Origin of the sequence: Paracoccus yibinensis (genome assembly GCF_030846195.1) — a bacterium.
GTDB lineage: Bacteria > Pseudomonadota > Alphaproteobacteria > Rhodobacterales > Rhodobacteraceae > Paracoccus > Paracoccus yibinensis.
This window is the reverse complement of sequence record NZ_JAVCWH010000003.1, coordinates 400,001-424,126: the sequence shown is the minus strand read 5'-3', so window position 1 is coordinate 424,126 and position 24,126 is coordinate 400,001. Positions and strand designations below refer to the sequence as shown.

At 65.7% G+C, this 24,126-nt stretch carries 23 protein-coding genes (1 of these 23 running past the window's edge); 15 read left to right on the top strand and 8 right to left on the bottom strand.

The window, feature by feature from the left end:
- The first annotated feature begins 37 nt into the window (after window positions 1-37).
- From RAH32_RS09215 to RAH32_RS09205, 3 genes are read left to right on the top strand one after another with little or no spacing between them, the layout of a single operon-like run.
- Window positions 38-1,207 (top strand): efflux RND transporter periplasmic adaptor subunit, encoded by a 1,170-nt coding sequence (locus RAH32_RS09215; RefSeq protein WP_306607336.1) that lies wholly within the window; start codon window positions 38-40, stop codon window positions 1,205-1,207.
- On the top strand, window positions 1,204-4,257 hold the full coding sequence (locus RAH32_RS09210; protein WP_306607334.1) for an efflux RND transporter permease subunit: 3,054 nt from the start codon (window positions 1,204-1,206) through the stop codon (window positions 4,255-4,257). Before RAH32_RS09215 ends, RAH32_RS09210 begins: the two co-directional genes overlap by 4 nt.
- Window positions 4,258-4,314: 57 nt before the next feature.
- A complete protein-coding gene (locus RAH32_RS09205; protein ID WP_306607331.1) occupies window positions 4,315-4,833 on the top strand; it encodes a type 1 glutamine amidotransferase domain-containing protein in 519 nt (172 codons plus the stop codon).
- A gap of 114 nt (window positions 4,834-4,947) precedes the next feature.
- Here the strand turns inward: RAH32_RS09205 and RAH32_RS09200 are convergent, their stop codons facing one another.
- From RAH32_RS09200 to RAH32_RS09170, 7 genes are all read right to left on the bottom strand, one after another.
- Window positions 4,948-6,285 carry a pyruvate dehydrogenase complex dihydrolipoamide acetyltransferase gene (locus RAH32_RS09200; RefSeq protein ID WP_306607329.1) on the bottom strand — a complete coding sequence of 446 codons (1,338 nt, stop codon included), beginning with the start codon at window positions 6,283-6,285 and terminating at the stop codon, window positions 4,948-4,950.
- Window positions 6,286-6,298: 13 nt separating this feature from the next.
- On the bottom strand, window positions 6,299-7,666 hold the full coding sequence (locus tag RAH32_RS09195; protein WP_306607327.1) for a pyruvate dehydrogenase complex E1 component subunit beta: 1,368 nt from the start codon (window positions 7,664-7,666) through the stop codon (window positions 6,299-6,301).
- A 15-nt stretch (window positions 7,667-7,681) separates the two neighbouring features.
- Window positions 7,682-8,728, bottom strand: a complete 1,047-nt coding sequence (gene pdhA / locus RAH32_RS09190) for a pyruvate dehydrogenase (acetyl-transferring) E1 component subunit alpha (RefSeq protein ID WP_306607326.1) — start codon at window positions 8,726-8,728, stop codon at window positions 7,682-7,684.
- A gap of 109 nt (window positions 8,729-8,837) precedes the next feature.
- Window positions 8,838-9,131 (bottom strand): FtsB family cell division protein, encoded by a 294-nt coding sequence (locus tag RAH32_RS09185; protein WP_306607324.1) that lies wholly within the window; start codon window positions 9,129-9,131, stop codon window positions 8,838-8,840.
- Between the two features lie 65 nt (window positions 9,132-9,196).
- Window positions 9,197-9,976: a 23S rRNA (adenine(2030)-N(6))-methyltransferase RlmJ gene (gene rlmJ / locus RAH32_RS09180; RefSeq protein ID WP_306607322.1), complete on the bottom strand. Its 780-nt coding sequence runs from the start codon at window positions 9,974-9,976 to the stop codon at window positions 9,197-9,199.
- Window positions 9,977-10,014: 38 nt separating this feature from the next.
- Entirely contained in the window at window positions 10,015-10,245 is a 231-nt protein-coding gene (locus tag RAH32_RS09175) for a hypervirulence associated TUDOR domain-containing protein (RefSeq protein ID WP_306607320.1), read from the bottom strand.
- A gap of 515 nt (window positions 10,246-10,760) precedes the next feature.
- Window positions 10,761-10,985, bottom strand: a complete 225-nt coding sequence (locus tag RAH32_RS09170; RefSeq protein WP_306607318.1) for a DUF1127 domain-containing protein — start codon at window positions 10,983-10,985, stop codon at window positions 10,761-10,763.
- Between the two features lie 331 nt (window positions 10,986-11,316).
- Here RAH32_RS09170 and RAH32_RS09165 point away from each other — a divergent pair, with 331 nt between their 5' ends.
- The 9 genes from RAH32_RS09165 (at window position 11,317) to murD (ending at window position 22,106) form a co-directional block, all read left to right on the top strand.
- Window positions 11,317-12,408 (top strand): Mrp/NBP35 family ATP-binding protein, encoded by a 1,092-nt coding sequence (locus RAH32_RS09165; RefSeq protein ID WP_306607316.1) that lies wholly within the window; start codon window positions 11,317-11,319, stop codon window positions 12,406-12,408.
- Window positions 12,409-13,012: 604 nt separating this feature from the next.
- The gene (locus RAH32_RS09160) at window positions 13,013-13,525 is read left to right on the top strand and encodes a division/cell wall cluster transcriptional repressor MraZ (protein WP_306607314.1); all 513 of its coding nucleotides are present in this window, start codon (window positions 13,013-13,015) and stop codon (window positions 13,523-13,525) included.
- A 3-nt stretch (window positions 13,526-13,528) separates the two neighbouring features.
- On the top strand, window positions 13,529-14,494 hold the full coding sequence (gene rsmH / locus RAH32_RS09155; RefSeq protein ID WP_306607312.1) for a 16S rRNA (cytosine(1402)-N(4))-methyltransferase RsmH: 966 nt from the start codon (window positions 13,529-13,531) through the stop codon (window positions 14,492-14,494).
- Window positions 14,494-14,832 carry a cell division protein FtsL gene (gene ftsL / locus RAH32_RS09150; protein WP_306607310.1) on the top strand — a complete coding sequence of 113 codons (339 nt, stop codon included), beginning with the start codon at window positions 14,494-14,496 and terminating at the stop codon, window positions 14,830-14,832. Before rsmH ends, ftsL begins: the two co-directional genes overlap by 1 nt.
- A gap of 5 nt (window positions 14,833-14,837) precedes the next feature.
- Window positions 14,838-16,667, top strand: coding sequence for a peptidoglycan D,D-transpeptidase FtsI family protein (locus tag RAH32_RS09145; protein WP_306607308.1), 1,830 nt, complete (start codon window positions 14,838-14,840; stop codon window positions 16,665-16,667).
- On the top strand, window positions 16,664-18,163 hold the full coding sequence (locus tag RAH32_RS09140) for a UDP-N-acetylmuramoyl-L-alanyl-D-glutamate--2,6-diaminopimelate ligase (RefSeq protein ID WP_306607306.1): 1,500 nt from the start codon (window positions 16,664-16,666) through the stop codon (window positions 18,161-18,163). The genes RAH32_RS09145 and RAH32_RS09140 overlap by 4 nt, the downstream gene beginning before the upstream one ends.
- A complete protein-coding gene (locus tag RAH32_RS09135; protein ID WP_306607304.1) occupies window positions 18,160-19,542 on the top strand; it encodes a UDP-N-acetylmuramoyl-tripeptide--D-alanyl-D-alanine ligase in 1,383 nt (460 codons plus the stop codon). Before RAH32_RS09140 ends, RAH32_RS09135 begins: the two co-directional genes overlap by 4 nt.
- Window positions 19,543-19,545: 3 nt before the next feature.
- Window positions 19,546-20,628, top strand: a complete 1,083-nt coding sequence (gene mraY, locus RAH32_RS09130) for a phospho-N-acetylmuramoyl-pentapeptide-transferase (protein ID WP_306607302.1) — start codon at window positions 19,546-19,548, stop codon at window positions 20,626-20,628.
- Between the two features lie 74 nt (window positions 20,629-20,702).
- A complete protein-coding gene (gene murD, locus RAH32_RS09125; protein WP_306607300.1) occupies window positions 20,703-22,106 on the top strand; it encodes a UDP-N-acetylmuramoyl-L-alanine--D-glutamate ligase in 1,404 nt (467 codons plus the stop codon).
- An 85-nt stretch (window positions 22,107-22,191) separates the two neighbouring features.
- On the opposite strand, the gene RAH32_RS09120 is transcribed toward murD, so the two are convergent.
- Complete coding sequence (locus tag RAH32_RS09120) at window positions 22,192-22,977, bottom strand: enoyl-CoA hydratase (RefSeq protein ID WP_306607297.1); 786 nt, start codon at window positions 22,975-22,977, stop codon at window positions 22,192-22,194.
- 57 nt (window positions 22,978-23,034) lie between these two features.
- Here RAH32_RS09120 and RAH32_RS09115 point away from each other — a divergent pair, with 57 nt between their 5' ends.
- The 3 genes from RAH32_RS09115 to rpsI form a co-directional block, all read left to right on the top strand.
- Window positions 23,035-23,460, top strand: a complete 426-nt coding sequence (locus RAH32_RS09115; protein WP_306607295.1) for a PaaI family thioesterase — start codon at window positions 23,035-23,037, stop codon at window positions 23,458-23,460.
- A gap of 147 nt (window positions 23,461-23,607) precedes the next feature.
- A complete protein-coding gene (gene rplM / locus RAH32_RS09110; RefSeq protein WP_207471185.1) occupies window positions 23,608-24,072 on the top strand; it encodes a 50S ribosomal protein L13 in 465 nt (154 codons plus the stop codon).
- A gap of 2 nt (window positions 24,073-24,074) precedes the next feature.
- Window positions 24,075-24,126 carry the beginning of a 30S ribosomal protein S9 gene (gene rpsI, locus RAH32_RS09105; RefSeq protein ID WP_103174743.1) on the top strand. It continues 455 nt past the right edge of the window, so only the first 52 of its 507 coding nucleotides appear in the window; it begins with the start codon at window positions 24,075-24,077; its stop codon lies beyond the right edge, outside the window.

The following is a 24,126-nucleotide window of genomic DNA, read 5'->3' as shown; positions in this document are numbered from 1 at the left end:
CTATCTTGCCGGACAAGTCATCATGGCAGTCTGTCTCATGCGCGTTCTTTTCGCCCTTCTTGTCGCATTCGCCCTGCCGCTGTCCGCATCGGCCAACGAGGCCGCGACCGCATCCGAGGCACCGAAGCGCGTGGCGCCTGCCGTCACCGTCGAAGCTGCCTCTCGCGCCGAGGTCCAGGCCCGCGTGCCGGTATCGGGCAGCATCGTCGCGCGCCAGCTGGTCCAGGTCTTTCCCCAGGTGTCCGGCCCCGAAATCACCGAAATCCTGGTCGAGGCGGGCGACAGCGTGACCAAGGGCCAGGTTCTGGCCCGGCTGTCCGCCGACACGCTGTCGGCGCAGCTGGAGCAGGCGCGCGCGGAGTATCTGCGGGCCGAGGCCAGCGTGGGGCAGGCTCAAAGCACCATCGACAGCGCCGATGCCCTGCTGACGCAGGCGCAGTCGATCCTGGAACGGGTGCGCCAGCTGCGCCAGGGGGGCACCGCATCCCAGTCTGCCCTGGATGACGCCATCGCCGCCGAGGCGAATGCCCGCGCCCAAGCGGCGTCGGCGGCCGACGGGCTGGCCGTCGCCCGTGCCGCCCTGGCCCAGGCCGAGGCTTCGCGGCGGATTGCGGAACTGAATCTTGACCGTGCCACCATCAGCGCACCCGTCGCCGGGGTGGTGGTCACGCGCAACGCTGAACTGGGCGCCTTGGCAGGCGGGGGCGGGGATGCGCTGTTCGTCCTGCTGGCGGACGGCGCGGTCGAGATGTCGGCGGAGGTGATCGAAACCGCGCTTGGCCGCCTGAAGGTGGGCGATCCGGCCGAAATCACCGTCGCGGGCGCGGGGACGGTAGGGGGGACGGTGCGGCTGGTCCCGGCCTCGGTCGATCCGGTGACGCGGCTGGGGGTCATGCGCATCGCGCTGGACGACGGCACGGGCATCCGCATCGGCCAGTTCGCCAGCGGCTGGGTCATCACCGACCGCCGGCAGGCGGTAACGGTTCCAGCCTCGGCGGTTCTGGCGGACGACAGCGGCGAACGTGTGCAGGTCGTCAAGGACGGCAAGGTCGAAACCCGTCCTGTCCGGGCGGGCCTGCTGTGGGATGGGCGGCGCGAAATCATCGAAGGTCTGGCCTTGGGCGAACAGGTGATCGCCCGGTCCGGCGCCTTCTTCCGCACCGGCGACCAGGTCCGCCCGGCCGCAGCCGATGGGGGCGGGCCATGAACTTTGCCACCCTGTCGATCCGCCACCCGGTCCCGCCCGTCGCGATCTTCCTGGTCCTGCTGATCGTCGGGCTTTACAGCTTCAACCGCCTGCCGGTCACGGCGATGCCCAACATTGACCTGCCGTTGGTGCAGGTCACGATCAACCAGCCGGGCGCCGCGCCGTCCGAACTGACCAGCCAGGTGATCCAGCCGGTCGAGGACAGCATCGCATCCGTGACCGGCGTGCGCCACATCACCTCGACCGCGACGGACAGCGCCGCCGTGATCGTGGTCGAGTTCGAGCTGGAAACGAACAGCGACCGGGCCGTCAACGACATCAAGGACGCCGTGTCCAACGTCCGCCAGCAATTGCCCGAAAGCATCAACGAACCGCTGGTGCAGCGGCTGGACGTCACGGGGATGCCGATCTTGACCTATGCGGTCAGCGATCCGACCCAGTCGCTCGAGTCCCTGTCGAAGTTCGTGGACGACGTGATCGGGCGCGAGCTGTCCACCGTGGACGGCGTCGGCAAGACCAGCCGCATCGGCGGCGCTGCGCGCGAGATCAAGGTGGAACTGGACCCCGACCGCCTGCTGGCGCATGGGCTGACGGCGGCCGACGTGTCGAACCAGCTTCGCGCCCGCAACATCGACCTGGGCGGCGGGCGCGGCGACCTGGCGGGGCGCGAATATTCGATCCGCACGCTGGGTGCGGCGGACAGTGTCGAACAGCTTGCCGGTGCGCCGATCAGCATCGCGGACGGGCGCACGATCCGGCTGGACCAGTTGGGCCAGGTGATCGACGGCCCGGCCGAGGAACGCAGCTTCGCGCTGCTGGACGGCCAGCCGGTCGTGGCCTTCGGAATCTATCGCACCACCGGCGCCTCGGATCTGGGGGCGGGGAACGCGGCCAAGGAACGGCTGGCGCAGATCGCCGAGCGTTATCCCAACGTCCGCATCAGCCTGATCGACGACGCCACCACCTATACCGAGGCCAGCTACAAAAGCGCGATGCACACGCTGTACGAGGGCGCGGCGCTTGCGGTGGTGGTGGTCTTCCTGTTCCTGCGCAACTGGCGTGCGACGCTGGTCGCGGCCGTGGCGCTGCCCCTGTCGATCATCCCGACCTTCTTCGTGATGCACTGGCTGGGCTTCACGCTGAACGGGATCAGCCTGCTGGGGATTACGCTGGTGACCGGCATCCTTGTCGATGACGCCATCGTGGAAATCGAGAACATCGTCCGCCATATCGGCATGGGCGTGCCGCCTTATGAGGCCAGCGAGGAAGCGGCGAACGAGATCGGCCTGACGGTGATCGCGATCAGCTTTTCCATCGTCGCGGTCTTTGCGCCGGTCAGCTTCATGGGCGGGATACCGGGGCAGTATTTCAAGCAGTTCGGGCTGACGGTCGCGGTCTCGGTCCTGTTTTCGCTGCTGGTCGCGCGGATCATCACGCCGATGATGGCGGCTTATCTGATGCGCGGCACCGTCCACGGCACCGAGGGACGCGACGGCTTCATCATGCGCGCCCTGATGCGCATCGTCGGCTGGACCATGCGCCACCGTGGTCTGACGCTGCTGACCGGCGTGGGGATCTTCGCGGGGTCGATCTATTCCGCGACGCTGCTCCCAACCGAGTTCATCCCCGCATCCGACATCGGCCGCAGTCAGATCCAGGTCGAACTGCCCCCCGGCGCCACCATCGACAGAACCGAGGACGCCGCCCGCCGCCTGTCCGCGCAGATCGACGACGTGCCCGAGGTGCAGTCGGTCTTCGTCTACAGCGACGGGTCCGACGTGACCGAGGCGCGGGTGATGATCAACTATGGCAAGAAGGAAACGCGCGAGCGGTCGCAATTCGTGCTGGAGGAGGAGTTGAAGCAACGCCTGTCCGACACGCCCGACATGCGCATCAACTTCCAGAACGAGAACGGCCAGAACGACCTGACCATCAATGTCCTGGGCGCAACCGAGGAGGGCGCGGCCCTGGCCGCCGAACGGCTGGCGACCGCGATGTCGCAGCTTCCCTCGCTTGAGAACGTGACGACCACGGCCCGCCTGCAACGGCCCGAGATCCAGATCACGCCCCGCGCGGATGTGGCGGCGCAGCTGGGCGTCTCGGCCAGCGAGATGGCGACGACGCTGCGCGTGGCGACGCTGGGCGATATGGAATCGAACCTGGCCAAGTTCAACGCGGGCGACGAACAGATCCCCATCGTCGTGCGCCTGAACGCGGATGCCCGTGCCGACCTGGTGACGGTGCAGAACTTGCGGGTCAATTCCCAAGCCGGGCAGGTGCCGCTGGGGGCCGTGGCCGATGTCACCCTGTCGGCGGGCGCGACCGAGATCGGCCGTTATGACCGCCAGTTCCAGACCACGGTCAGCGCGAACCTGGCCGACGGGGAACTGCTTGGCCCCGTCAGCGCGCAGGTTGCAGAGTTGCAGGCCCAGATCGAACTGCCCCCCGGCACCCGCATCCAGCCCTCTGGCGATGCCGAGATCATGGGCGAGGTCTTCGGCGCCTTCGGCACGGCAATGGGGGCGGGGGTGTTGCTGGTCTATGTCGTGCTGGTGCTGCTGTTCCACAACTTCATCACGCCGGTGTCGATCCTGCTGTCGCTGCCCCTGGCGATCGGCGGCGCGATCCTGGCACTGTTCGTCACGGGCCATTCGATCAGCATGGCGGTGGTGATCGGATTCCTGATGCTGATGGGGATCGTCACCAAGAACTCGATCATGCTGGTCGAGTTCGCGCTGACGGCCATCGAACGCGGGGTGGCCAAGAAGGACGCGATCCTGGACGCGGTCCACAAGCGCGCGCGTCCCATCGTCATGACCACCATCGCCATGAGCGCGGGGATGATCCCGTCCGCCTTGGCGACGGGCGAGGGGGGCGAATTCCGCGCGCCCATGGCCATCGCGGTGATCGGCGGGCTGCTGCTGTCCACCGTGCTGTCCTTGCTGTTCGTGCCGGCGCTGTTTTCCCTGATCCATGGCGGGCAGGGGCGGCTGACCGGCTGGATCGCCCGCCGCGTCGGCGTCAACCGGCCCCGTCAGCCGGCGGAATAGGTCGGAACTTCGCCAGACGCACCGCATTGGGTGGGCTGACACGAAAGGAGGCCATTCATGGCAAAGATTCTGATCATGGCATCGGACGGGTTCGAACAGTCCGAACTGTTCGTGCCGCTGGAAAAGCTGAAGGACGCGGGCCATCAGGTGGACATCGCCGCCCCCAGGACAGGCGATATCAAGGCCTGGGACAAGGACGACTGGGGCAAGTCGGTGACTGCCAACAAGGCGATCGCGGAGGTCGGCGCGGGGGATTACGACATCCTGGTCCTGCCGGGCGGCGTCATAAACCCGGACAACCTGCGCACGAACCAGGCGGCCATCGCCCTGATCCGCAGCTTTGCCGATGCCGACAAGCCGGTCGCCGCGATCTGCCACGCCCCCTGGCTGCTGGCCGAGGCGGGGCTGGCCAAGGGCAAGCGCCTGACCAGCTACGAATCGATTCGCACCGACATGAAGAACGCAGGCGCGGATGTGGTGGACGAGAAGGTGGTTGTGGACGGCGGCATCATTACCAGCCGCAAGCCGGATGACCTGGACGCCTTCGTCGGCGCAATCGAGGACGCGCTGCGTTGATTGCGTCCCGCGGTGGCCGGGGGCGCTTCGCCCCCCGGACCCCCCGAGGATATTTATGCACAGAAGAAAGATGGGGCGCTCTTGAGGCGCCCCTTTCGTTTCTCTGAAATCGTCTTAGGCCAGCATCCCCATCGGGTTTTCCAGATGGCCGATGATGGCCTCCAGCAGTTGGGCGCCAAGCGCGCCGTCGATGACGCGGTGGTCGACCGACAGGGTCATGGACATGACGTTGCGGATCACCACCTCGCCGTTTTCCACCACGGGAGTCTGGATGCCTGCGCCGACGGCCAGGATCGCCCCATGCGGGGGGTTGATGACCGCGTCGAAGTTCTCGATCCCGAACATGCCGAGGTTCGAGATCGCGAAGCTGCCGCCCTGGTATTCGTGAGGGGCCAGCTTTTTCGTCTTGGCGCGGCTGGCCAAATCCTTCATCTCGGCCGACAGGGCCGAGAGCGTCTTCTGCTGCGCGTCCTTCAGGACCGGGGTGAACAGCCCGCCCTCGATGGCGACGGCCACGGCCACGTCGGACGGCTTCAGCTTCAGGATCCGGTCGCCTGCCCATACGGCATTGGCGTCGGGCACCTGTTGCAGGGCCAGGGCGCAGGCCTTGATGATGAAGTCGTTGACCGACAGCTTCACGCCCCGCGATTCAAGCTGCTTGTTCAGCATGGCGCGGAATTCCATCAGCGCGTCCAGCTTGGCCGAGCGGCGGAGGTAGAAATGCGGGATGGTCTGCTTGGCCTCGGACAGGCGGGCGGCGATGGTGCGGCGCATCCCATCCAGCGGAACCTCGGTCGTTTCGCGGTCCGCATACATCTTGAGGATTGCGTCGGCCGACGGGCCCTTCGCTGCCTGGGCGGCGGCCGGAGCTGGGGCGGCGGTTGCCGGTGCGGCGGCGGGTGCCGCGGCAGGCTTGGCCGCGCCGGGTTTCGCGCCCTCGACATCGGCCTTGACGATCCGGCCACGGGGGCCGGTGCCGGTGATGCCTGACAGGTCGATGCCCTTTTCGGCCGCGATGCGGCGGGCGAGGGGCGAGGCGAATACGCGGCTGCCGCCTTGGGCCTTCGGGGGCGAGGGCTGGGCGAGGGGCATGTCGCCCGCAACCGGCGCGTCATTGGGGCCGCCATAGCCTTTTTGGGCTGCGGCCTTTTCCTCGGCGGCAGGGGCTGCCTTTGCGGGTGCCGGGCTGGTTGCGGCGGACGCATCCTCGCCCTCCTCCAGCAACACGGCAATGGGGGTGTTGACCTTCACGCCCTGCGCGCCTTCGGCGATCAGCAGCTTGCCGATGGTGCCTTCATCGACGGCCTCGAATTCCATCGTGGCCTTGTCGGTTTCGATTTCGGCGATGATGTCGCCGGATTTTACCTCGTCGCCTTCCTTGACCAGCCATTTGGCCAGCGTCCCTTCCTCCATGGTGGGGGAGAGCGCGGGCATCAGGATTTCTGTCGGCATGACGCGTTCCCCCTCAGCGGTAAGTGACTTTTTTCACGGCGTCCACGACCTCGGACGGCGTGATCAGCGCGTGTTTTTCCAGATTGGCGGCATAGGGCATGGGCACGTCCTTGCCGGTGCAGTTGATCACGGGCGCGTCCAGGTAATCGAAGGCGTTTTCCATGATGTAGGCCGACAGGTGGTTGCCGATGGAGCCCACGGGGAAGCCTTCCTCGACCGTGACGACGCGGTTGGTCTTCTTCACCGAGTCGATGATCGTGGCATAGTCGATCGGGCGCAGGGTGCGCAGGTCGATCACCTCGGCCTCGATCCCTTCCTGCGCCAGCTTGTCGGCGGCTTCCAGCGAATGGGCCATGCCGATGCCGAAGCTGATGATGGTCACGTCCTTGCCGGACCGCGCGATGCGGGCCTTGCCGAAGGGGATGGTGAAGTCCTCAAGGTCCGGCACCTCGAAGCTGCGGCCGTAGAGGATTTCGTTTTCCAAGAAGATGACCGGGTTCGGGTCGCGGATCGCTTGTTTCATCAGGCCCTTCGCGTCAGCTGCCGAATAGGGCATCACCACCTTCAGCCCGGGGACCGAGGCATACCAGGCCGCATAGTCCTGGCTGTGCTGGGCCGCCACGCGGGCGGCGGCGCCATTCGGGCCGCGGAAGACGATGGGGCAGCCCATCTGCCCGCCAGACATGTAGAGCGTCTTGGCGGCCGAGTTGATGATGTGGTCCATCGCCTGCATGGCGAAGTTGAAAGTCATGAACTCGACGATGGGACGCAGGCCCGCCAGCGCGGCGCCGGTGCCGATGCCCGCGAAGCCGATCTCGCTGATGGGGGTATCGACCACGCGGCGCGGGCCGAACTTGTCCAGCAGGCCCTGGCTGATCTTGTAGGCGCCCTGGTATTCGCCCACTTCCTCGCCCATCAGGAAGACGGTCTCGTCGCGTTCCATTTCCTCGGCCATGGCCTCGCGCAGGGCTTCCCGCACGGTCATGGTCTTCATCTTCGTGCCCTCGGGCCAGTCGGGGCTGCGGTCGGGCTCGGGCGTTTTGACCTGCTCGACGGCGGATGCGGCGGGGGCCTCCGCCTTCGCTTCGGCAGGGGCGGCCTGGGCAGGAGCCTCGGCCTTCACGTCATCAGCGGATTCGCCTTCCTCGACCAGGACGGCGATGGGGGTGTTCACCTTCACGCCTTGCGAGCCTTCGGACACGAGGATCTTGCCCAGGATGCCTTCATCGACCGCTTCGAATTCCATAGTGGCCTTGTCGGTTTCGATCTCGGCGATGATGTCGCCGGATTTCACCGCGTCGCCTTCCTTCTTCAGCCATTTCGCCAGCGTGCCTTCCTCCATGGTCGGGGACAGGGCGGGCATCAGGATTTCGGTTGCCATATACTCAGCCCTCCCTCAGGCGACTTCTTCGGCGCTGCCCTGGGGCAGGTCTTCGGCGTAAATGTCGGTCCACAGTTCTTCCAGGGCCGGTTCGGGGCTTTCCTTGGCGAACTCGGCCGAGTCGTTCACGATGTCCTTGATGTCCTTGTCGATGGCCTTCAGGTCATCCTCGGACGCGTGCTTGCCCTGCAGCAGCAGTTCGCGCACATGCTCGATGGCGTCGCGTTCATCGCGCATCTTCTGCACCTCCTCGCGCGTGCGGTATTTCGCCGGGTCGGACATGGAATGGCCGCGATAGCGATAGGTCATCACCTCAAGGATATACGGACCCTTGCCCGCGCGGCAGTGCGCGACCGCCTTTTCGCCCGCGGCCTTCACCGCCAGCACGTCCATTCCGTCCACCTGTTCGCCGGGGATGCCAAAAGCTTCGCCCCGGCCGAACAGCGTGGTCGACCGCGTAGACCGCTTCATCGAGGTGCCCATGGCATACTGGTTGTTCTCGATGACGAAGATCACCGGCAGATCCCACAGCACGGCCATGTTGTAGGTCTCGTAGACCTGGCCCTGGTTGGCCGCGCCGTCGCCGAAATAGGCAAAGGTCACGTTGTCATTGCCCAGGTACTTGTCGGCAAAGGCCAGGCCCGCGCCCAGCGGCACCTGCGCGGCGACGATGCCGTGCCCGCCATAGAAATGCTTTTCGCGGCTGAACATATGCATCGAGCCGCCCTTGCCCTTGGAGTATCCCCCCTCGCGCCCGGTCAGTTCGGCCATCACCCCGCGCGCGGACATGCCGCAGGCCAGCATATGGCCGTGGTCGCGATAGCTGGTGATGCGCTTGTCGCCTTCCTTGGTGGCCGCTTCGAGGCCCACCACGACCGCTTCCTGGCCGATATACAGGTGGCAGAAGCCGCCGATCAGGCCCATGCCGTAAAGCTGGCCGGCCTTTTCTTCGAAACGGCGGATCAGCAGCATGTCGCGGTAATATTGCAGCAGCTCGTCGCGAGACACATTGGACAGCGTGTCGGCGCGTGTCTCGGCTGCGGGGGCAGGCTTCCTGGCCATGCGGGGGTTCCTCCTCAAAGCGCGGTCAGAATAGTTCAGCGTTAAACTATCCGTAGCGTATCGGGAAAACGGGTGCAATCCGCGAACGTCCTCGCAGAATGACGCGGCGTCAGCGCAGGATCACTTCGTCCGCGCGGATCAGGCCCAGAACCTCACGGGCGCGTTCGTCCAGCAGATCAAGGTCCAGATACTCGTCGGACATGCGCCGCGTCAGGTTCTGCATCTCTTGCACCTCGGCCTTCAGCCGGTCGCGTTCCGCCTGGAGTTCCAGGGTTTCGGCCTCGATCTGGATTCGGCGCAGGATGCCCGACGGGCCTTGCACGGCGGCAAAGGCGAAATACAGCCCCAGGGCGACGGCCAGGGCCAGAAGCACGGTGGCGCTGATGGAAAGACGCTGCGACATGGACGGGCCATTCTGGGTTTGCGGTGGGATCATGCCACAGGCCGTGGGGCAGGGGAATCCCCCGATCAGGCGTTCCGGCGGAAGATATCTTCGATTCGGCTGGCTTCATCGCCAAGACCGAACGGGGCGTTCAGGACCCACATGCCCGATCCGATCATCGAATGGCCGACGCGGGCAGGCGGGAACGACACCTCGGACCGCAGCGCCTCGGGGTGAGCTGTCATCAACGCCGTCAGCATCGGGACGTGGCGAGCATCCGTCAGGATCGGATACCACAGGGCGATCACGCCTACATTCCATTTGCGCGCGATCAGCGCGACCTGGCGCGGGATGGCAGCATAGTCCGCCTTCACCTCGTAACTGGGGTCGATCAGGATCAGGCCGCGCCGGGGGGTGGGCGGGCAGATCGCCTGCGCCATCTGAAAACCGTCTTGGCGGTGCAGGGTGGCAAAGCCTGCCACATGCATCAGCGCCTCGTGTTCGGCAGGGTGTAGTTCTGCCAGATGGGCAGAATCGCCCCGCCGCAGGAAATGCGCGGCAATCAGCGGCGATCCAGGATAGGCCTGCGGACCATGACTGCGACGGACCTGTGCCAGCGCCTCCAGCAACGGATGCCCTGCTGGCAGCCACCCTTCGGCCTCGGCCCGCTGGATGCCCGCGCGCGCTTCGCCCGTCTTGACGGCCTCGGCTGCGTCCAGCCGGTAAAGCCCGCGTCCGGCGTGGGTTTCAAGATAGGACAGCGGCTTGTCCTTGCGCGTCAGGTAATCCAGCGCCGTGGCCAGCAGCGCGTGCTTGTGCAGGTCGGCCAGGTTTCCCGCATGATAGGCGTGTTGATAGCTGAGCATGACCGGCCCTTACTCCGTGCCATCTCACTGGAAAAGGTCTATGTCGACTTGCGCAGTTCGGAATGGCTTTTCAGCACCTGGTCGCCGTCCTCCTGCTCGATCAGATAAGCGGGATTGTCCGGGTCGGCGTTTCGCTTGATTTTGCTGCCCTTGATCGTGCGCTCGACCGCTTCCGTGAAGGATTCGGTGATCTTGCCCTGGGCGGTGCCTTTGCCCCAGTCCCATTCGACCTTTGATCCGACGCGGAATTTGGTCATGCCGATCCCCATGGCTGTCCGCGACAACGCGGCCTTTGGGGCACAGTTCCGGGCTGAAACGAAAAGCGGCGGCGCCCAGGGAGGAGGAGGGGCGCCGCCGCGGAACGCTGGCCCAGGGAGGAGGGAGGGGCCGCGTTTGGAGTGCGGCAAGGCCAGGGAGGAGGAGAGGGCCTTTGCCGCCAACGAGCGGACCAATGGGAGGAGGGGTCCGTCGCATCCGGGTGCCGCGATCAGGGCGGCTATATAGGGTGCGGCTCAGCCGGGAGGAGGAGGGGCTTCGCCGCAGACAGCACGCGCCCCGTATGGGAGGAGGAGAGGGCGGGCCGTATTCCGGTGCCGCAAAACGGGGCGGCTATATGGTTTTTGCGGCGGCCCCGAATGGGAGGAGAGAGGGCCGCCGCCTGTCGCTGAACCCCGAGGGAGGAGATGGGTTCCAGCGCTGTCTTTGGGGCGGCATCCTCAAGGGAGGAGGAGAAAGGATGCCGCCAGTTCCGTGCCCCAGGGAGGAGGGGGCCGGAAAGGTTGTCTTATTTCGTGCCCCAAGCCGCTTCATGGGCCAGGCGACCGATCATCGCGCGGTTGATGCCCAGATCGGCCAGGTCACGGTTGGTCAGCACGTTCAGTTCGCGAACCGTCTGGCGATAGATCGCACGGCGGGCGCGGTTTTCCTGCATGTGCTGGATCGCGACCATCAAACGGCCGAACAGGCCGGAAGCGGCAGCGGCGTTGTGGGTGTGGGCGATGGCAGCCATGATGTATTCCTTCGTTCAGCGTCTGCGCCCTGCCCGGATTGGCCCGGCGCCTTTCGATGTCCCCAAGATGGCGCCGATGCTGCGACTGCACAATGCATCCTTTGGGATTGCTGCCATGCAGCATTCGCATGACTGGCCGGTCATGCCCCAGAAATCGCGTTAAGAATTATGTCGGTAATGTGACGGAATTCTGTCGTTAGCGATCACGCTGCGCTGCAAAAATCGGCGGCTTTCGGGAGAGGGGCGCCAAGATGCCGCATATTGCGGCGGGTGGTTGATGCCAGGGGCCGACTGAACCATGTTGCCGTAAACCAATCTAAAGGTCCTTGACATGTCCGTGAACCGCGAAACTGCCCTAAGGGAAATCTCTGATATCGTTCTGCCGGACGGCCGGACCCTGGAAAAAGCGGATCTGGTGCGGGCTTTTTCGGTCGAGGGAGACACTGTCAGATTCGTGCTCGAGGTGGCGGATGCGGGCGTCGCGCGCAGCCTTGCCCCGGTCGAGGCCGAGGCGAAGCGCCGGCTTGAGGCGCTGCCCGGCATCGGGCGCGTCCAGATCGTCATGACCGCCCCGGCGGGCAAGCCGCAGGGCCAGCCCGTCCGTTCGTCGGGGGCTGCGCCATCCTTGCAGATCGGGCGCCACCCGACCGGGCAGGCCGGGCCGCAGCCGATTCCCGGCGTCAGGAACATCGTCGCCATCGGGTCCGGCAAGGGGGGGGTGGGCAAATCCACCGTCACCTCGAATCTGGCCGTGGCACTGGCGCGGGCAGGGCGCCGGGTGGGGCTGCTGGACGCCGATATCTATGGTCCCTCGCAGCCGCGCATGATGGGCGTGTCGGGCCGCCCGGCCAGTCCCGACGGCCAGCATATCGAACCGCTGCACGCGCATGGCGTCACCGTCATGTCCATCGGCCTGATGCTGAAAGAGGGCGAAGCCGTGGTCTGGCGCGGGCCGATGTTGATGGGCGCCATGCAGCAGATGCTGCAGCAGGTGAACTGGGGTGAACTGGACGTGCTGCTGATCGACCTGCCCCCCGGCACGGGCGACGTGCAGTTGAGCCTGTGCCAGAAGGCCGCCGTGACCGGAGCCATCATCGTATCCACCCCGCAGGACGTCGCGCTGCTGGATGCGCGACGCGCCATCGACATGTTCAACAAGCTGAAGGCACCGGTCCTGGGGCTGGTGGAAAACATGTCCACTTACATCTGCCCGAACTGCGGTCACGAAGCGCATCTGTTCGGCCATGGCGGCGTGGCGTCTGAGGCCCGGCAACTGGGCCTGCCCTTCCTGGGTGAACTGCCGCTGGAACTGGAGGTGCGCCTGGCGGGCGATTCGGGACGGCCCGTGGCATTAGGGGAAGGTGCGACCGCCCAAGCCTATGCCCGTCTGGCGCAGCGGCTGATCCAGGACGGCATTGCCTGAACGGTCACCCCTGGGATTACACGGGAATAGCCGGAAACCTGGTCCCTGCCCCCTGCTGCTCACGCTGGCGTGATCAATTGTGAGCAGCAAAAATGCTCTTTGCTGTTTTCTGTGGATAAGTGGCAACAGCTTTTCCTGTGGAAACAGAAGGGCCTGGCTGCCATTAGCGCAGACAACAAATGTTAGGTCCCTATATTTTGAGGAGAATCGGGAAATCTCTCCCAAGCTGTTGGGCCGCAAGAGATTCGTTTCTCTTTTGCAACAGTGTCGCGACAATCCGCCGTTCGCGTTTTGGCTTCCTCACAGGGCACAGAATTCCATTGCTTCCCATGAATTCCCATGCCACAACCAGATCACGAAAACGGGCAGTAAAGGGGCGATCAAGACCCCAAGGGCGAAGCAGGCTTTCATACAGGCGTCCGTTTTCCAACAAAGCCGTCCGCATGCGCGAGCAGCACCTCCCCCAGGTGGCGCATGACAAGGACGGACCCCGAAACGGGGTCGCGACGTGGGAACGAGGGCGGCGGATCGGGCAGTGGCAGCAGCCCGGTCCGCCCTTTCTCTTTCGGGCAACCGGAAGAACGGACAGTGAGGCAGGGCCAGAGTGGCGCGGAAGTTCAGAGGCACTGAATCCGTCAAGGTCGATGGCAAGGGACGGATGTCCGTCCCGGCCCGGCTGCGCCGCGTGTTCGATGCCGGCGATCCCGGCTTTGCCACGGCCAATACCGGACGCACGCAACTGGTGGCCGTCTATGGTCCCGACTGGTGGAACTGGATCGAGCTTTACACGATCGAGGCCATCGAGGAGATCGACGAGCAGATCGACAAGCTGACGCGCGGCAGCCCGCAGCGTCGCTGGCTGGAAATGCTGATGAACGGCCAGTCCACCGATCTGGAAATCGACAAGGAAGGACGCCTGGTCCTGCCGCAGAAGCTGCGCGAGAAGCTTGGCTTTACCGAGGGTTCCGAGACGATCTTCGAATCGCGCGGCGACTATATCCAGGTCTATCATCCTGATTCTCGGCCCAAGGACGTCACCGCGCTGGAGGATTTCACCACCCAGCACGGCCCGGAATTCGACCCGCGGTCCTTCCTCGATCAGGCGGACGAGGGCTAGGCGATGGCCGAATCGCATGTCCCCGTTCTTCTTGCGCCGCTGCTTCGCGCCGTTGCACCCGTATCCGGGGTCTGGCTCGACGGCACCTTCGGGGCAGGGGGCTACTCTCGCGGGTTGCTGGATGCCGGGGCGGGCCGGATGATCGGGGTGGACCGCGACCCGCTGGTCTTCGACATGGCGGCAGGCTGGGCCGGCGAATACGGCGACCGGCTGCGGCTGGTCGAAGGGACGTTTTCCGATCTTGATCAACTTGCAGGCGAATCACTGGATGGGGTGGTGCTGGATCTTGGCGTCAGTTCGATGCAGCTTGATCTGGCCGAACGGGGCTTTTCCTTCCTGCGCGACGGTCCGCTGGACATGCGGATGGAGCAGGCAGGGCCGTCGGCCGCCGATCTGCTGAACACGGCCGACGAAGCGGTGATCGCCGACGTGCTGTATCATTACGGAGAGGAGCGCGCCGCCCGCCGCATCGCCCGTGCCATTGTCGCCGCCCGCCCGCTGACCCGCACCGCCGAACTGGCCGAGGTCGTGGCGTCATGCCTGCCGCGCCCCAAGCCGGGGCAGAGCCATCCCGCCACCCGCAGCTTCCAGGCGATCCGCATCTGGGTGAACGACGAATTCCGGCAACTGGTCGATGGCCTGTCCGCGGCCGAACGCGCCTTGAAGCCCGGCGGCAAGCTGGCCGTGGTCAGCTTTCATTCGCTGGAAGACCGGATCGTCAAGCGCTTCATGCAGGCACGGTCGAACAGCGCGGGCGGCGGCAGCCGCTATGCTCCGGTGCAGGACTTGGCGCCGCCGGCCTTCACCATGCCCTTCCGCCGCGCCATCGGTCCCGACCCCGAGGAAGAGGCCGCGAACCCCCGCGCCCGGTCCGCCCTGCTGCGCGTGGCGGTCCGCACCGCTGCCCCCGCAGGGGCGGTCGATGCGGATGCCCTGGCCATGCCACGCCTGCCAAAAGGGGGCCATTGATGCGTCCGCTGACCTATCTGGCCTGCGCGCTGCTGGTGATGGGCCTGGCCTTCTGGGCCTATCGCGAAAATTATCGCACCCAGGCCGCCATCGGAGAGATGAGCCAGATCCAGCGGGAAATCGCGGGATTGCGAGAGGATCTGGGCGTCTTGCGCGCCGAATGGGCCTATCTCAACCGGCCCGAACGCCTGCGGGAACTGGTGGACCTGAACTTCCACCGCCTGCAACTGATCCCGCGCGAAGCCGGGCAGACGGTGGGCCTGGGCCATATCGACTATCCCAAACCGCCTGCGCCGCCCGAACCACCCGAACCGGCAGAAGCCGCCCCCCAGGAGTGACCGTCATGATCCGCATTCCCCTGCGTCCCCTGGCCAAGATCCTCCGCGCGCGCGACCGGGGCGAAAATCCCGACGATATCGAGGCCGAAAACCGCCGCCTGCGGCACGAGGCGGCCCAGGACAAGGCCCGTCGCCGCGCCGAGGGTCGATTGGCGCTGATGGCAAGCTGTTTCGTCCTGGCCTTTGGGGTCGTCGGCGTGCGCATGGGCACCCTGGCGTCAAGCGATCCGATCGAGCCGCAAAGCGAGGTTATGTCGGCCCGGATCGTGTCGCAGCGGGCCGATATCACCGATCGCCATGGCCGGGTGCTGGCCACGAACCTGCTGACCCATTCGCTTTACGCCCATCCGCACCAGATGGTCGATCCGGTCGGCGCGGCCAACGAGCTGGCCCGCATCTTTCCCGACCTGGACGCGGCGAAGCTGACGCGGGATTTCACCGGCAGCCGCAAGTTCATGTGGATCAAGCGCAAGATGTCGCCCGAACAGATGCAGGCGGTCCACGACATCGGCGAACCGGGCCTGCTGTTCGGCCCGAGAGAGATGCGCGTCTATCCCAACGGCCACATCGCCAGCCACATCCTGGGCGGATCGGGCTTCGGCAACGAGGGCGTGAGCAGCGCCGAGGTTCTGGGCGTCGCGGGCGTGGAAAAGGCCTTCGACGGTTGGTTGCGCGATCCGGCCAACGAAGGCGCGCCGCTGCAACTGTCCATCGACCTTTCCGTGCAGTCGGCCATGGAACAGGTTCTGGCATCCGGCATGGAGGTGATGAGCGCCAAGGGCGCCACCGGCATCCTGATGGAGATCCAGTCGGGAGAGATCCTGGCCATGGCCAGTCTGCCGGACTTCGACCCCAACGACCGCCCGCGCCCGCTGCTGAAGGGGGATCCTTCGGACAGCCCGCTGTTCAACCGCGCCGTGCAGGGCCAATACGAACTGGGATCGACCTTCAAGATCTTCCCTGTCGCGCAGGCGCTGGATCTGCAGATCATCAACCCCAACAGCGGCATCAACACCACGACGCCGATGCGGATCGGGAAATACCGGATCAGCGACTTTTCGAACTATGGTGCGCAGTTGTCGGCCACGGACGTGATCGTCAAATCCTCGAACGTGGGCACGGTTCGCATTGCGCAGATGATCGGCGTGGATCGGCAAAAGGAGTTCCTGCAGAAGCTGGGCTTCTTCGATCCCCTGCCGATCGAGATGGTCGAGGCGCCCACCGGCAAGCCGCTGGTGCCGACCCGCTGGCCCGCCGTGACTGCCGCCACCGTGTCCTTCGGCCACGGTCTTGCCGCCAGCCCGCTGCACCTGGCTGCGGCCTATGCCACCATTGCCAATGGCGGTCGCAAGGTGACGCCCACGCTGATCCATGGCCGCACCCGGCCGCAGGGCGAACAGATCCTGTCGGAACGTGCTGCCGACCGTGCCGTGGACATGCTGCGCCAGGTCGTGACGCGCGGCACCGCCAAGCAGGCCGAGGTCGAGGGATACGAGGTCGCGGGCAAGACCGGCACGGCTGACAAGCCGCGCCCCACGGGCGGGTATTACGACAACAAGGTCGTTTCGACCTTTGCCTCGGTCTTTCCGGCAAGCGATCCGAAATACGTGATGATCGTGACGCTGGACGAACCCTCGGTCACCGGGCCGGGTGGAGAAAGCCGCACGGCGGGGGCGACCGCCGCACCGGTCGCATCCGCCATCATCCGCCGCCTGGCGCCGCTGGTCGGGTTGGAACCCGTCACCGACGAAAAACTGCCGGTCATCGCCCCCCGCTTTGCCCCCCGTGTTGAACCCCAACCGGGCGATGAGCTAAAGGTCGTCGCAAACCAATGACGGGTGAAACAGTGGGGCAAGGCACGAAGACGCTGTCGCAGCTGGGGCTGCGGGCAAGGGACGGGCGCGATCCGGCCGTCACCGGACTGTCGCTGGACAGCCGCACCGTGAAGCCAGGCCACCTGTTCGCCGCCCTGCCGGGATCGGCGCTGCACGGCGGGGAATTCATCCCTTATGCCCTTCGGATGGACGCAGGCGCCATCCTGACCGACCGCGCAGGCGCCGAAATGGCTGCCGGGGTGCTGTCGGGCTGGGACGGCGCAGTGGTTGTGGCCGAAGATCCGCGTGCCGCCCTGGCCGGTGCCGCCGCCCTGTGGTTCGAGGCGCAGCCCGACCATGTCGTGGCCGTCACAGGAACCTCGGGCAAGACCAGCGTCGCCAGCTTCACCCGCCAGATCTGGCAGCACCTGGGCCACAAGGCGATCAGCCTGGGCACCATGGGGGTCGAGGGCGATTACCAGGCGAAGCTTGCCCATACCACGCCTGATCCCCTGACGCTGCACCGCATCCTGGCCGAGGCTACGGAAGCCGGCGTTACCCATGCCGCGATGGAGGCATCCAGTCACGGCCTGGACCAGCGCCGCCTGGACGGCGTGCGGGTCGAGGCCGGGGCCTTTACCAACTTCAGCCAGGACCACCTGGATTACCACGCGGGCTTTGACGAATACTTCGCGGCCAAGGCGTTGCTGTTCAACCACATCCTGGAAGACGGCGCGGCGGCGGTCATCAACATCGACGGCGAGCGCGGGCGGCAGATGCTGGACATCGCCACCGACCGCGGACTGGCCGTGACGACCGTCGGTACAAATGAAAACGCGATGCTGCGGATCCTGGGCCAGCGTTACGACGCCACGGGGCAGGACCTGCGCTTTTCGCTGATGGGCCAGCCGCATCTGGTGCGCCTGCCGCTGATCGGGGGCTTCCAGGCCGAAAACGTGCTGGCGGCCATGGGGCTGGTGCTGGCCACGGGCGATTCCGCCGAGGCCGTCTTGCGCGCGCTGCCCGAGCTTCAGACCGTGCGCGGGCGGATGCAGCTTGTGGCCCAACGCGAGAACGGCGCCACGGTCTTTGTCGATTACGCCCACAAGCCCGGCGCGGTCGTGGCCGCGCTGCAATCGCTGCGCCCGCATGTCATGGGTCGCATCGTCTGCGTGATCGGCGCAGGCGGCGACCGCGACCGGGGCAAGCGCCCCCTGATGGGCGAGGCCGCGCGCCAGTTCGCCGACGTCGTGATCGTCACCGACGACAACCCCCGGACCGAGGATCCGGCCGCTATCCGTGCCGCCGTGCTTGAGGGCGCAGGTCCTGACGCCACCGAGGTCGCCGACCGGGCCGAGGCGATCCTGCGCGGCGTCGATGCGCTGCTGCCAGGCGATGCCTTGCTGATCTGCGGCAAGGGCCACGAGACCGGCCAGATCATCGGCAACGACATCTATCCCTTCGACGATGCCGAACAGGCATCCGTCGCGGTTGCAGCACTGGACGGCAAGATATGAGCCTTTGGACAGCCAAGGAAGCCGCCGCCGCCACAGGCGGGCGGGCGCAGGGGGATTGGACTGCGACGGGCGTGTCCATCGACACCCGCACGATCCAGTCGGGCGACCTGTTCGTGGCGCTGACCGATGCGCGCGACGGCCATGACTTCGTCGCGCAGGCCTTGGACAAGGGCGCTTGCGCCGCCCTGGTCAGCCGCATCCCCGACGGGGTGGACGCCGATGCGCCGCTGCTGGTCGTGCCCGATGTGCTGGCCGCGCTGGAGGCGCTTGGCCGCGCCGGGCGCAAGCGGATGACGGGCAAAGTGATCGCCATCACGGGCTCGGTCGGCAAGACCTCGACCAAGGACATGGCGCGGGTCGCGCTGACGGGGCAGGGGTATATTCACGCCGCCGAGGCCAGCTACAACAACCACTGGGGCGTGCCGCTGACGCTGGCGCGGATGCCGCAGGACACCGGCTTCGCCATCATCGAGATCGGCATGAACCACCCCGGCGAGATCGCGCCCCTGTCGCGCCTGGCCCGCCCGCATGTCGCCATGATCACCACGGTGGCCGCCGCCCATCTGGAGGCCTTCGGCGCCATCGAGGGGATCGCCCGCGAGAAGGGCTCGATCTTCGAAGGCCTTGAACCCATCGGCCACGCCATCCTGCCCGAGGATCTGCCGGTCACGCAAATCCTGCGCGACTGTGCGGATGCGGCGGGCGCCCTGGTGATGGGCTTTGGCCGAGACGGGCAGGCCAAGCTGGTGCAGGCCAGGATCGAAGACGGCGCCTTGAAATGCCGTGCCAGGATCGGCGGCGAGACGGTGGACTTCACCCTGCAGACCACGGGCAGCCATTTTGCGCTGAACGCGGTTGGCGTTCTGGCCGCGCTTGGCGCCGCCGGCGCGGATCTGAAGGAAGCCGCCAAGCGTCTTGGCGACTGGCTGCCGCCCAAGGGCCGCGGCGCGGTCGAGGATCTGGCCGGCATCCGCCTGATCGACGACGCCTACAACGCCAATCCGACCTCGCTGTCGGCGGGGCTTGCCACGCTGGCGGGGCTGGAGGGCGGCCGCAGGGTCGCGATCCTGGGCGACATGCTGGAACTGGGCGAGGACGAGATCGCCATGCATCGCGGCATGGCCGACGATCCGGCGATGGCCAAGGTGGATCTGGTCCACAGCGCCGGCGCCCGGATGCGCCACCTGCATGACGCGCTGCCCTCTGCGAAACGCGGCATCTGGGCCGACAATGCGGCGGAGCTGGCGTCGCGGGCGGCTGATCTGGTCGCGCCTGGCGACATCGTGCTGGTGAAGGGGTCGAAGTCCTCGAAGATCTCGACCGTGGTTGACGCCTTGCGGAAATCTGCGCAAACGCTCGCATCCCAAACGAAAGAATAAACGATGCTCTATTGGCTGAGCGGCCTTTCGGAAGGGGGCGACCTCTTCAACCTGTTTCGCTATATCACCTTCCGGGCAGGCGCGGCCTTCTTCACGGCGCTGATCTTCGGCTTCATCTTCGGGCGACCGCTGATCAACTATCTGCGCCGGGTGCAGAAAAAGGGGCAGCCGATCCGGGACGATGGGCCCGAAGGCCATTTCGTCAAGGCGGGCACGCCCACGATGGGCGGCATCCTGATCCTGTCGGCACTGTTCTTTTCCACGCTTCTCTGGGCGCGGCTGGACAACGGCTATGTCTGGATCGTGCTGCTGGTCACGGCAGGCTATGCCGCGATCGGCTTTGCCGACGACTATGCCAAGGTCAGCAAGCAGAACACCAAGGGCGTGTCTGGACGCAAACGGATGGCAATGGGGCTGGTGCTGGCCCTTGTCGCCTCGGCCTGGGCGATGTGGCTGCATCCGGCAGGCCTGACAGGCCAACTGGCGTTGCCGGTCTTCAAGGATGCACTGATAAACCTGTGGATCTTCTTCATCCCCTTCGGGATGCTGGTGATCGTGGGCTCCGCCAATGCCGTGAACCTGACCGACGGACTGGATGGACTGGCCATCATGCCGGTGATGATTGCGGCCGGCACCTTGGGCGTCATCGCCTATACCGTGGGCCGGGTGGACTTCACCGAATACTTGGGCGTCCACCACGTCCCGGGCACGGGCGAGATCCTCATCTTCGTGTCGGCCCTTATCGGTGGCGGGCTTGGCTTCCTGTGGTACAACGCCCCCCCGGCGGCGGTCTTCATGGGCGACACCGGGTCGCTGGCCCTGGGCGGCGCGCTTGGCGCCATCGCCGTCGTCACCAAGCACGAGATCGTCCTCGCCATCGTCGGCGGGCTTTTCGTGGTCGAGGCGCTGTCGGTCATCATCCAGGTCGCCTATTTCAAGCGCACCGGCCGCCGGGTCTTCCTGATGGCGCCGATCCACCATCATTTCGAGAAGAAAGGCTGGGGCGAGGCGCAGATCGTCATCCGCTTCTGGATCATCGCCCTCATCCTGGCGCTGATCGGGCTTGCCACGCTGAAGCTGCGCTGATCTTCATTCTGGCATAAGTATCCCACGGGGGTCCGGGGGTGTGAAACCCCCGGCCGCGACATCAGGAGCATCCGATGATCCCGGTTCAAGGCGTCGAAGGACAAACCATTGCCGTTCTGGGCCTGGGCCGATCCGGCAAGGCAACGGCCGCGGCCCTGGCAGCAGGCGGCGCGAAGGTCATTGCCTGGGACGATGGCAACGACACGAGAGAGGCTGCGGCAGCCGATGGCCTGACCATCGTCGACCTGAACCGCGAGGATGCGTGGACAGGGGTGGCCGCGCTGATCACCAGTCCCGGTATTGCGCATCTCTATCCCAAACCCCATCCGGTAATCGCCAAGGCCTATGCCTTGGGCGTTCCGGTGGATAACGATATCGGCCTGTTCTTCCGCAGCTATGCGACCGAGGATTGGGAAGGCTTCGACCGCGCCCCCCGCGTGATCGCCGTCACCGGGTCGAATGGGAAGTCCACGACGACCGCGCTGATCCACCATATCCTCGAACAGTCAGGCCGTCCGACGCAGATGGGCGGCAATATCGGCACCGGCGTGCTGTCGCTGGAACCCGCCATCGACGGAGAGGTCGTGGTGCTGGAACTGTCCAGCTATCAGACCGAACTGGCCCGCGCGCTGACACCGGATGTCGCGGTCTTTACCAACCTTTCGCCCGACCACCTGGACCGGCACAGCGGCCATGGTGGTTACTTCGCGGCGAAGCGGCGGTTGTTCGCGGAAGGTGGTCCCGACCGCGCAGTGATCGGCATCGACGAAATCGAGGGCCTGTATCTGGCGAACCAGTTGGCGATGGGACCTGCGGACGACCGGGTGATCCGCGTCTCGGCCGGGCAGAAGCTGGACGGAGCGGCCTGGTCGGTCTTCGCGCGCAAGGGGTTCCTGTGCGAATACCGCAAGGGTCGGCAGGCGGCATCCATCGACCTGCGAGAGATTCGCGGCCTGCCCGGCGCGCATAACCACCAGAATGCTTGCGCAGCCTATGCCGCCTGCCGCGCTGTGGGCCTTGCGCCCCGAGAGATCGAGACCGCCTTCCACAGCTTCGCGGGTCTGCCGCATCGCAGCCAGACGGTGGCCGAGATCGGGGGCATCCGCTACGTCAACGATTCGAAGGCCACCAATGTCGATGCGGCCGCCAAGGCTCTGCAGGCCTTCGACCGGATCCGCTGGATCGCCGGTGGTCTGGGCAAGGAAGGCGGGATCGGGGCGCTGGCGCCTTATCTGGACCGAGTCGCAAAGGCCTATCTGATCGGTCATTCCGCCCGCGACTTCGCGCTGGAAATCGGCCAAACCCCCTACGAGATTGCCGAAACGATGGAAGCCGCCGTCGCGCGCGCCGCAGCCGAAGCCCAACCGGGCGAGACCGTGTTGCTGGCACCGGCGGCAGCCAGCTTCGACCAGTACCCGAACTTCGAAAAGCGGGGCGAGCATTTCACGGATTTGGTCAAGGCCCTAGGGCCGCGCTGACGGTGGCGGAGCAGGGGGCGCTCGCGCCCCCTCGGCCGCAGGCGGCCTTCACCCCCGAGGATATTTGGACACAGAAGAAAATGCGTCAGAACCAGTTTGGCGGGCGCTTTTCCAGGAAAGCCGCCATGCCTTCTGCCGTGTCGGGTAGCAGGATGTTCTGGCACATTGCCGAACCCGCCGTCGCATAGGCGTCAGCCAGACCCAGGCGCAACTGATCGTGGAAAGCACGCTTGCCCAGGCGGACAGCGGCGGGCAGCTTGGCGGCGATGGTGGCGGCCATGTGCATGGTCGTTTCGGTCAGGGACTCGGCTGCCACGACACGGTTGACCAGGCCCAGTTCCCTGGCGCGGGCAGCATCGATGAATTCGCCGGTCGTCAGCATCTCGAAGGCGGCCTTGGCCGGAACGGCCCGGGTCAAGGCAACCATCGGCGTCGAACAGAACAAGCCGATATTGATGCCGTTCACCCCGAAACGGGTCCCTTCCGATGCGACCGCCATGTCGCAGGACGCGACCAATTGGCAGCCTGCGGCGGTCGCGATGCCTTGCACCTCGGCAATGACAGGTTGGGGCAGGGCAGGGATCATCTGCATCATCCGGGCGCAGCGATCGAACAGATCCGCAAAGGCCGCGATCCCACCATCCCCATCCCCGCGCGCAGCCTGCATCTGGCGCAGGTCGTGCCCTGCGCAGAAGGCCTTGCCCCTGGCTGCCAGGACGACCACGCGGACACTGTCATCGCCCGCGATCCGGTCCAGTTCATCTGTCAGCGCCACGATCATTTCGGCCGACAGCGCGTTGTAGTTGCCAGGACTGTTCAGCACCAGCCGCGCGATCGGGCCGCTGTCCTGCCGTTCGATCAGGTCTGCCATCTTGATCTCTCTCCCTCTTTGCCCAAAGCCTATGCCGCGGCAAGCAAAGGGGAAAGCATGGATATCGTCATGGACGCGCAGGCGCTGAACGCCTTTCTGGCACGGGATTTCCCGCAGGTGGCAAGCGATCACCGCGTCGAATCCGTAGCCCCAGACCGTCTGGTCGCGCGTCTGAGCGTCGGCGAACGGCATCTTCGCCCAGGCGGCACGGTCGGCGGCCCGTCGATCTTTGCCTTGGCGGATGTCGCCATCTATTGCGCGATCCTGTCGAGGATCGGTCCGGTGGCCCTGGCGGTGACCACCAATGCCTCGATCGATTTCATGCGAAAACCCGCGGCGGGGCGCGATCTTCTGGCAGAGTGCCGCATCCTCAAGCTGGGCCGCAGCCTGGCGGTGGTCGAGGCGCTGATCTTCTCCGAAGGGGCGGATGAGCCGGCGGCACGCTGTTCGATGACCTACTCGATTCCCCCAAAACGACCATAAAACAAGAAGCTGTGATGTGGTATCTTGATACCTAAATATCAATCCACTGAAAACGTTTGATTTAATCGCTGCATCCGCGCTTGACGGATCGCCCGCGATCCCCGATACACCGCCATCTCGAATTTCACGACCCTGAAGGGACGAAAGATGAAAACCTATACCGCGAAACCGGCGGAGATCGAGAAGAAGTGGATCCTGATCGACGCCGAAGGTGTCGTTCTGGGCCGCCTTGCCACGATCGTCGCCAATCGCCTGCGCGGCAAGCACAAGCCGACCTTCACCCCCCACATGGACATGGGTGACAACGTCATCATCATCAACGCCGACAAGGTGCAGATGACCGGCAACAAGCGCGATGACAAGAAATACTACTGGCACACCGGCCATCCGGGCGGCATCAAGCACCGCACCGCGCGCCAAGTGCTGGAAGGCGCCCACCCCGAGCGTGTGGTGATCAAGGCCGTCGAGCGCATGATCAGCCGCAACAAGCTGGGCAAGCAGCAGATGACCCACCTGCGCGTCTATGCCGGTGCCGCGCACCCGCACGAGGCGCAGCAGCCCGAAGTTCTGGACGTCAAGGTCCTGAACGCCAAGAACACCCGGAGCGCGTGATTATGGCCGAAGACATCAAGAGCCTCGACGATCTGAAATCCGTCGTGTCGGGCA

Excerpts from the sequence above, each read along its gene's own strand:
- RAH32_RS09215 (WP_306607336.1), top strand. The coding sequence starts at position 38 with ATGCGCGTTCTTTTCGCCCTTCTTGTCGCATTCGCCCTGCCGCTGTCC.
- RAH32_RS09210 (WP_306607334.1), top strand. The coding sequence starts at position 1,204 with ATGAACTTTGCCACCCTGTCGATCCGCCACCCGGTCCCGCCCGTCGCG.
- RAH32_RS09205 (WP_306607331.1), top strand. The coding sequence starts at position 4,315 with ATGGCAAAGATTCTGATCATGGCATCGGACGGGTTCGAACAGTCCGAA.
- RAH32_RS09200 (WP_306607329.1), bottom strand. The coding sequence starts at position 6,285 with ATGCCGACAGAAATCCTGATGCCCGCGCTCTCCCCCACCATGGAGGAA.
- RAH32_RS09195 (WP_306607327.1), bottom strand. The coding sequence starts at position 7,666 with ATGGCAACCGAAATCCTGATGCCCGCCCTGTCCCCGACCATGGAGGAA.
- pdhA (WP_306607326.1), bottom strand. The coding sequence starts at position 8,728 with ATGGCCAGGAAGCCTGCCCCCGCAGCCGAGACACGCGCCGACACGCTG.
- RAH32_RS09185 (WP_306607324.1), bottom strand. The coding sequence starts at position 9,131 with ATGTCGCAGCGTCTTTCCATCAGCGCCACCGTGCTTCTGGCCCTGGCC.
- rlmJ (WP_306607322.1), bottom strand. The coding sequence starts at position 9,976 with ATGCTCAGCTATCAACACGCCTATCATGCGGGAAACCTGGCCGACCTG.
- RAH32_RS09175 (WP_306607320.1), bottom strand. The coding sequence starts at position 10,245 with ATGGGGATCGGCATGACCAAATTCCGCGTCGGATCAAAGGTCGAATGG.
- RAH32_RS09170 (WP_306607318.1), bottom strand. The coding sequence starts at position 10,985 with ATGGCTGCCATCGCCCACACCCACAACGCCGCTGCCGCTTCCGGCCTG.
- RAH32_RS09165 (WP_306607316.1), top strand. The coding sequence starts at position 11,317 with ATGTCCGTGAACCGCGAAACTGCCCTAAGGGAAATCTCTGATATCGTT.
- rsmH (WP_306607312.1), top strand. The coding sequence starts at position 13,529 with ATGGCCGAATCGCATGTCCCCGTTCTTCTTGCGCCGCTGCTTCGCGCC.
- ftsL (WP_306607310.1), top strand. The coding sequence starts at position 14,494 with ATGCGTCCGCTGACCTATCTGGCCTGCGCGCTGCTGGTGATGGGCCTG.
- RAH32_RS09145 (WP_306607308.1), top strand. The coding sequence starts at position 14,838 with ATGATCCGCATTCCCCTGCGTCCCCTGGCCAAGATCCTCCGCGCGCGC.
- RAH32_RS09140 (WP_306607306.1), top strand. The coding sequence starts at position 16,664 with ATGACGGGTGAAACAGTGGGGCAAGGCACGAAGACGCTGTCGCAGCTG.
- RAH32_RS09135 (WP_306607304.1), top strand. The coding sequence starts at position 18,160 with ATGAGCCTTTGGACAGCCAAGGAAGCCGCCGCCGCCACAGGCGGGCGG.
- mraY (WP_306607302.1), top strand. The coding sequence starts at position 19,546 with ATGCTCTATTGGCTGAGCGGCCTTTCGGAAGGGGGCGACCTCTTCAAC.
- murD (WP_306607300.1), top strand. The coding sequence starts at position 20,703 with ATGATCCCGGTTCAAGGCGTCGAAGGACAAACCATTGCCGTTCTGGGC.
- RAH32_RS09120 (WP_306607297.1), bottom strand. The coding sequence starts at position 22,977 with ATGGCAGACCTGATCGAACGGCAGGACAGCGGCCCGATCGCGCGGCTG.
- RAH32_RS09115 (WP_306607295.1), top strand. The coding sequence starts at position 23,035 with ATGGATATCGTCATGGACGCGCAGGCGCTGAACGCCTTTCTGGCACGG.
- rplM (WP_207471185.1), top strand. The coding sequence starts at position 23,608 with ATGAAAACCTATACCGCGAAACCGGCGGAGATCGAGAAGAAGTGGATC.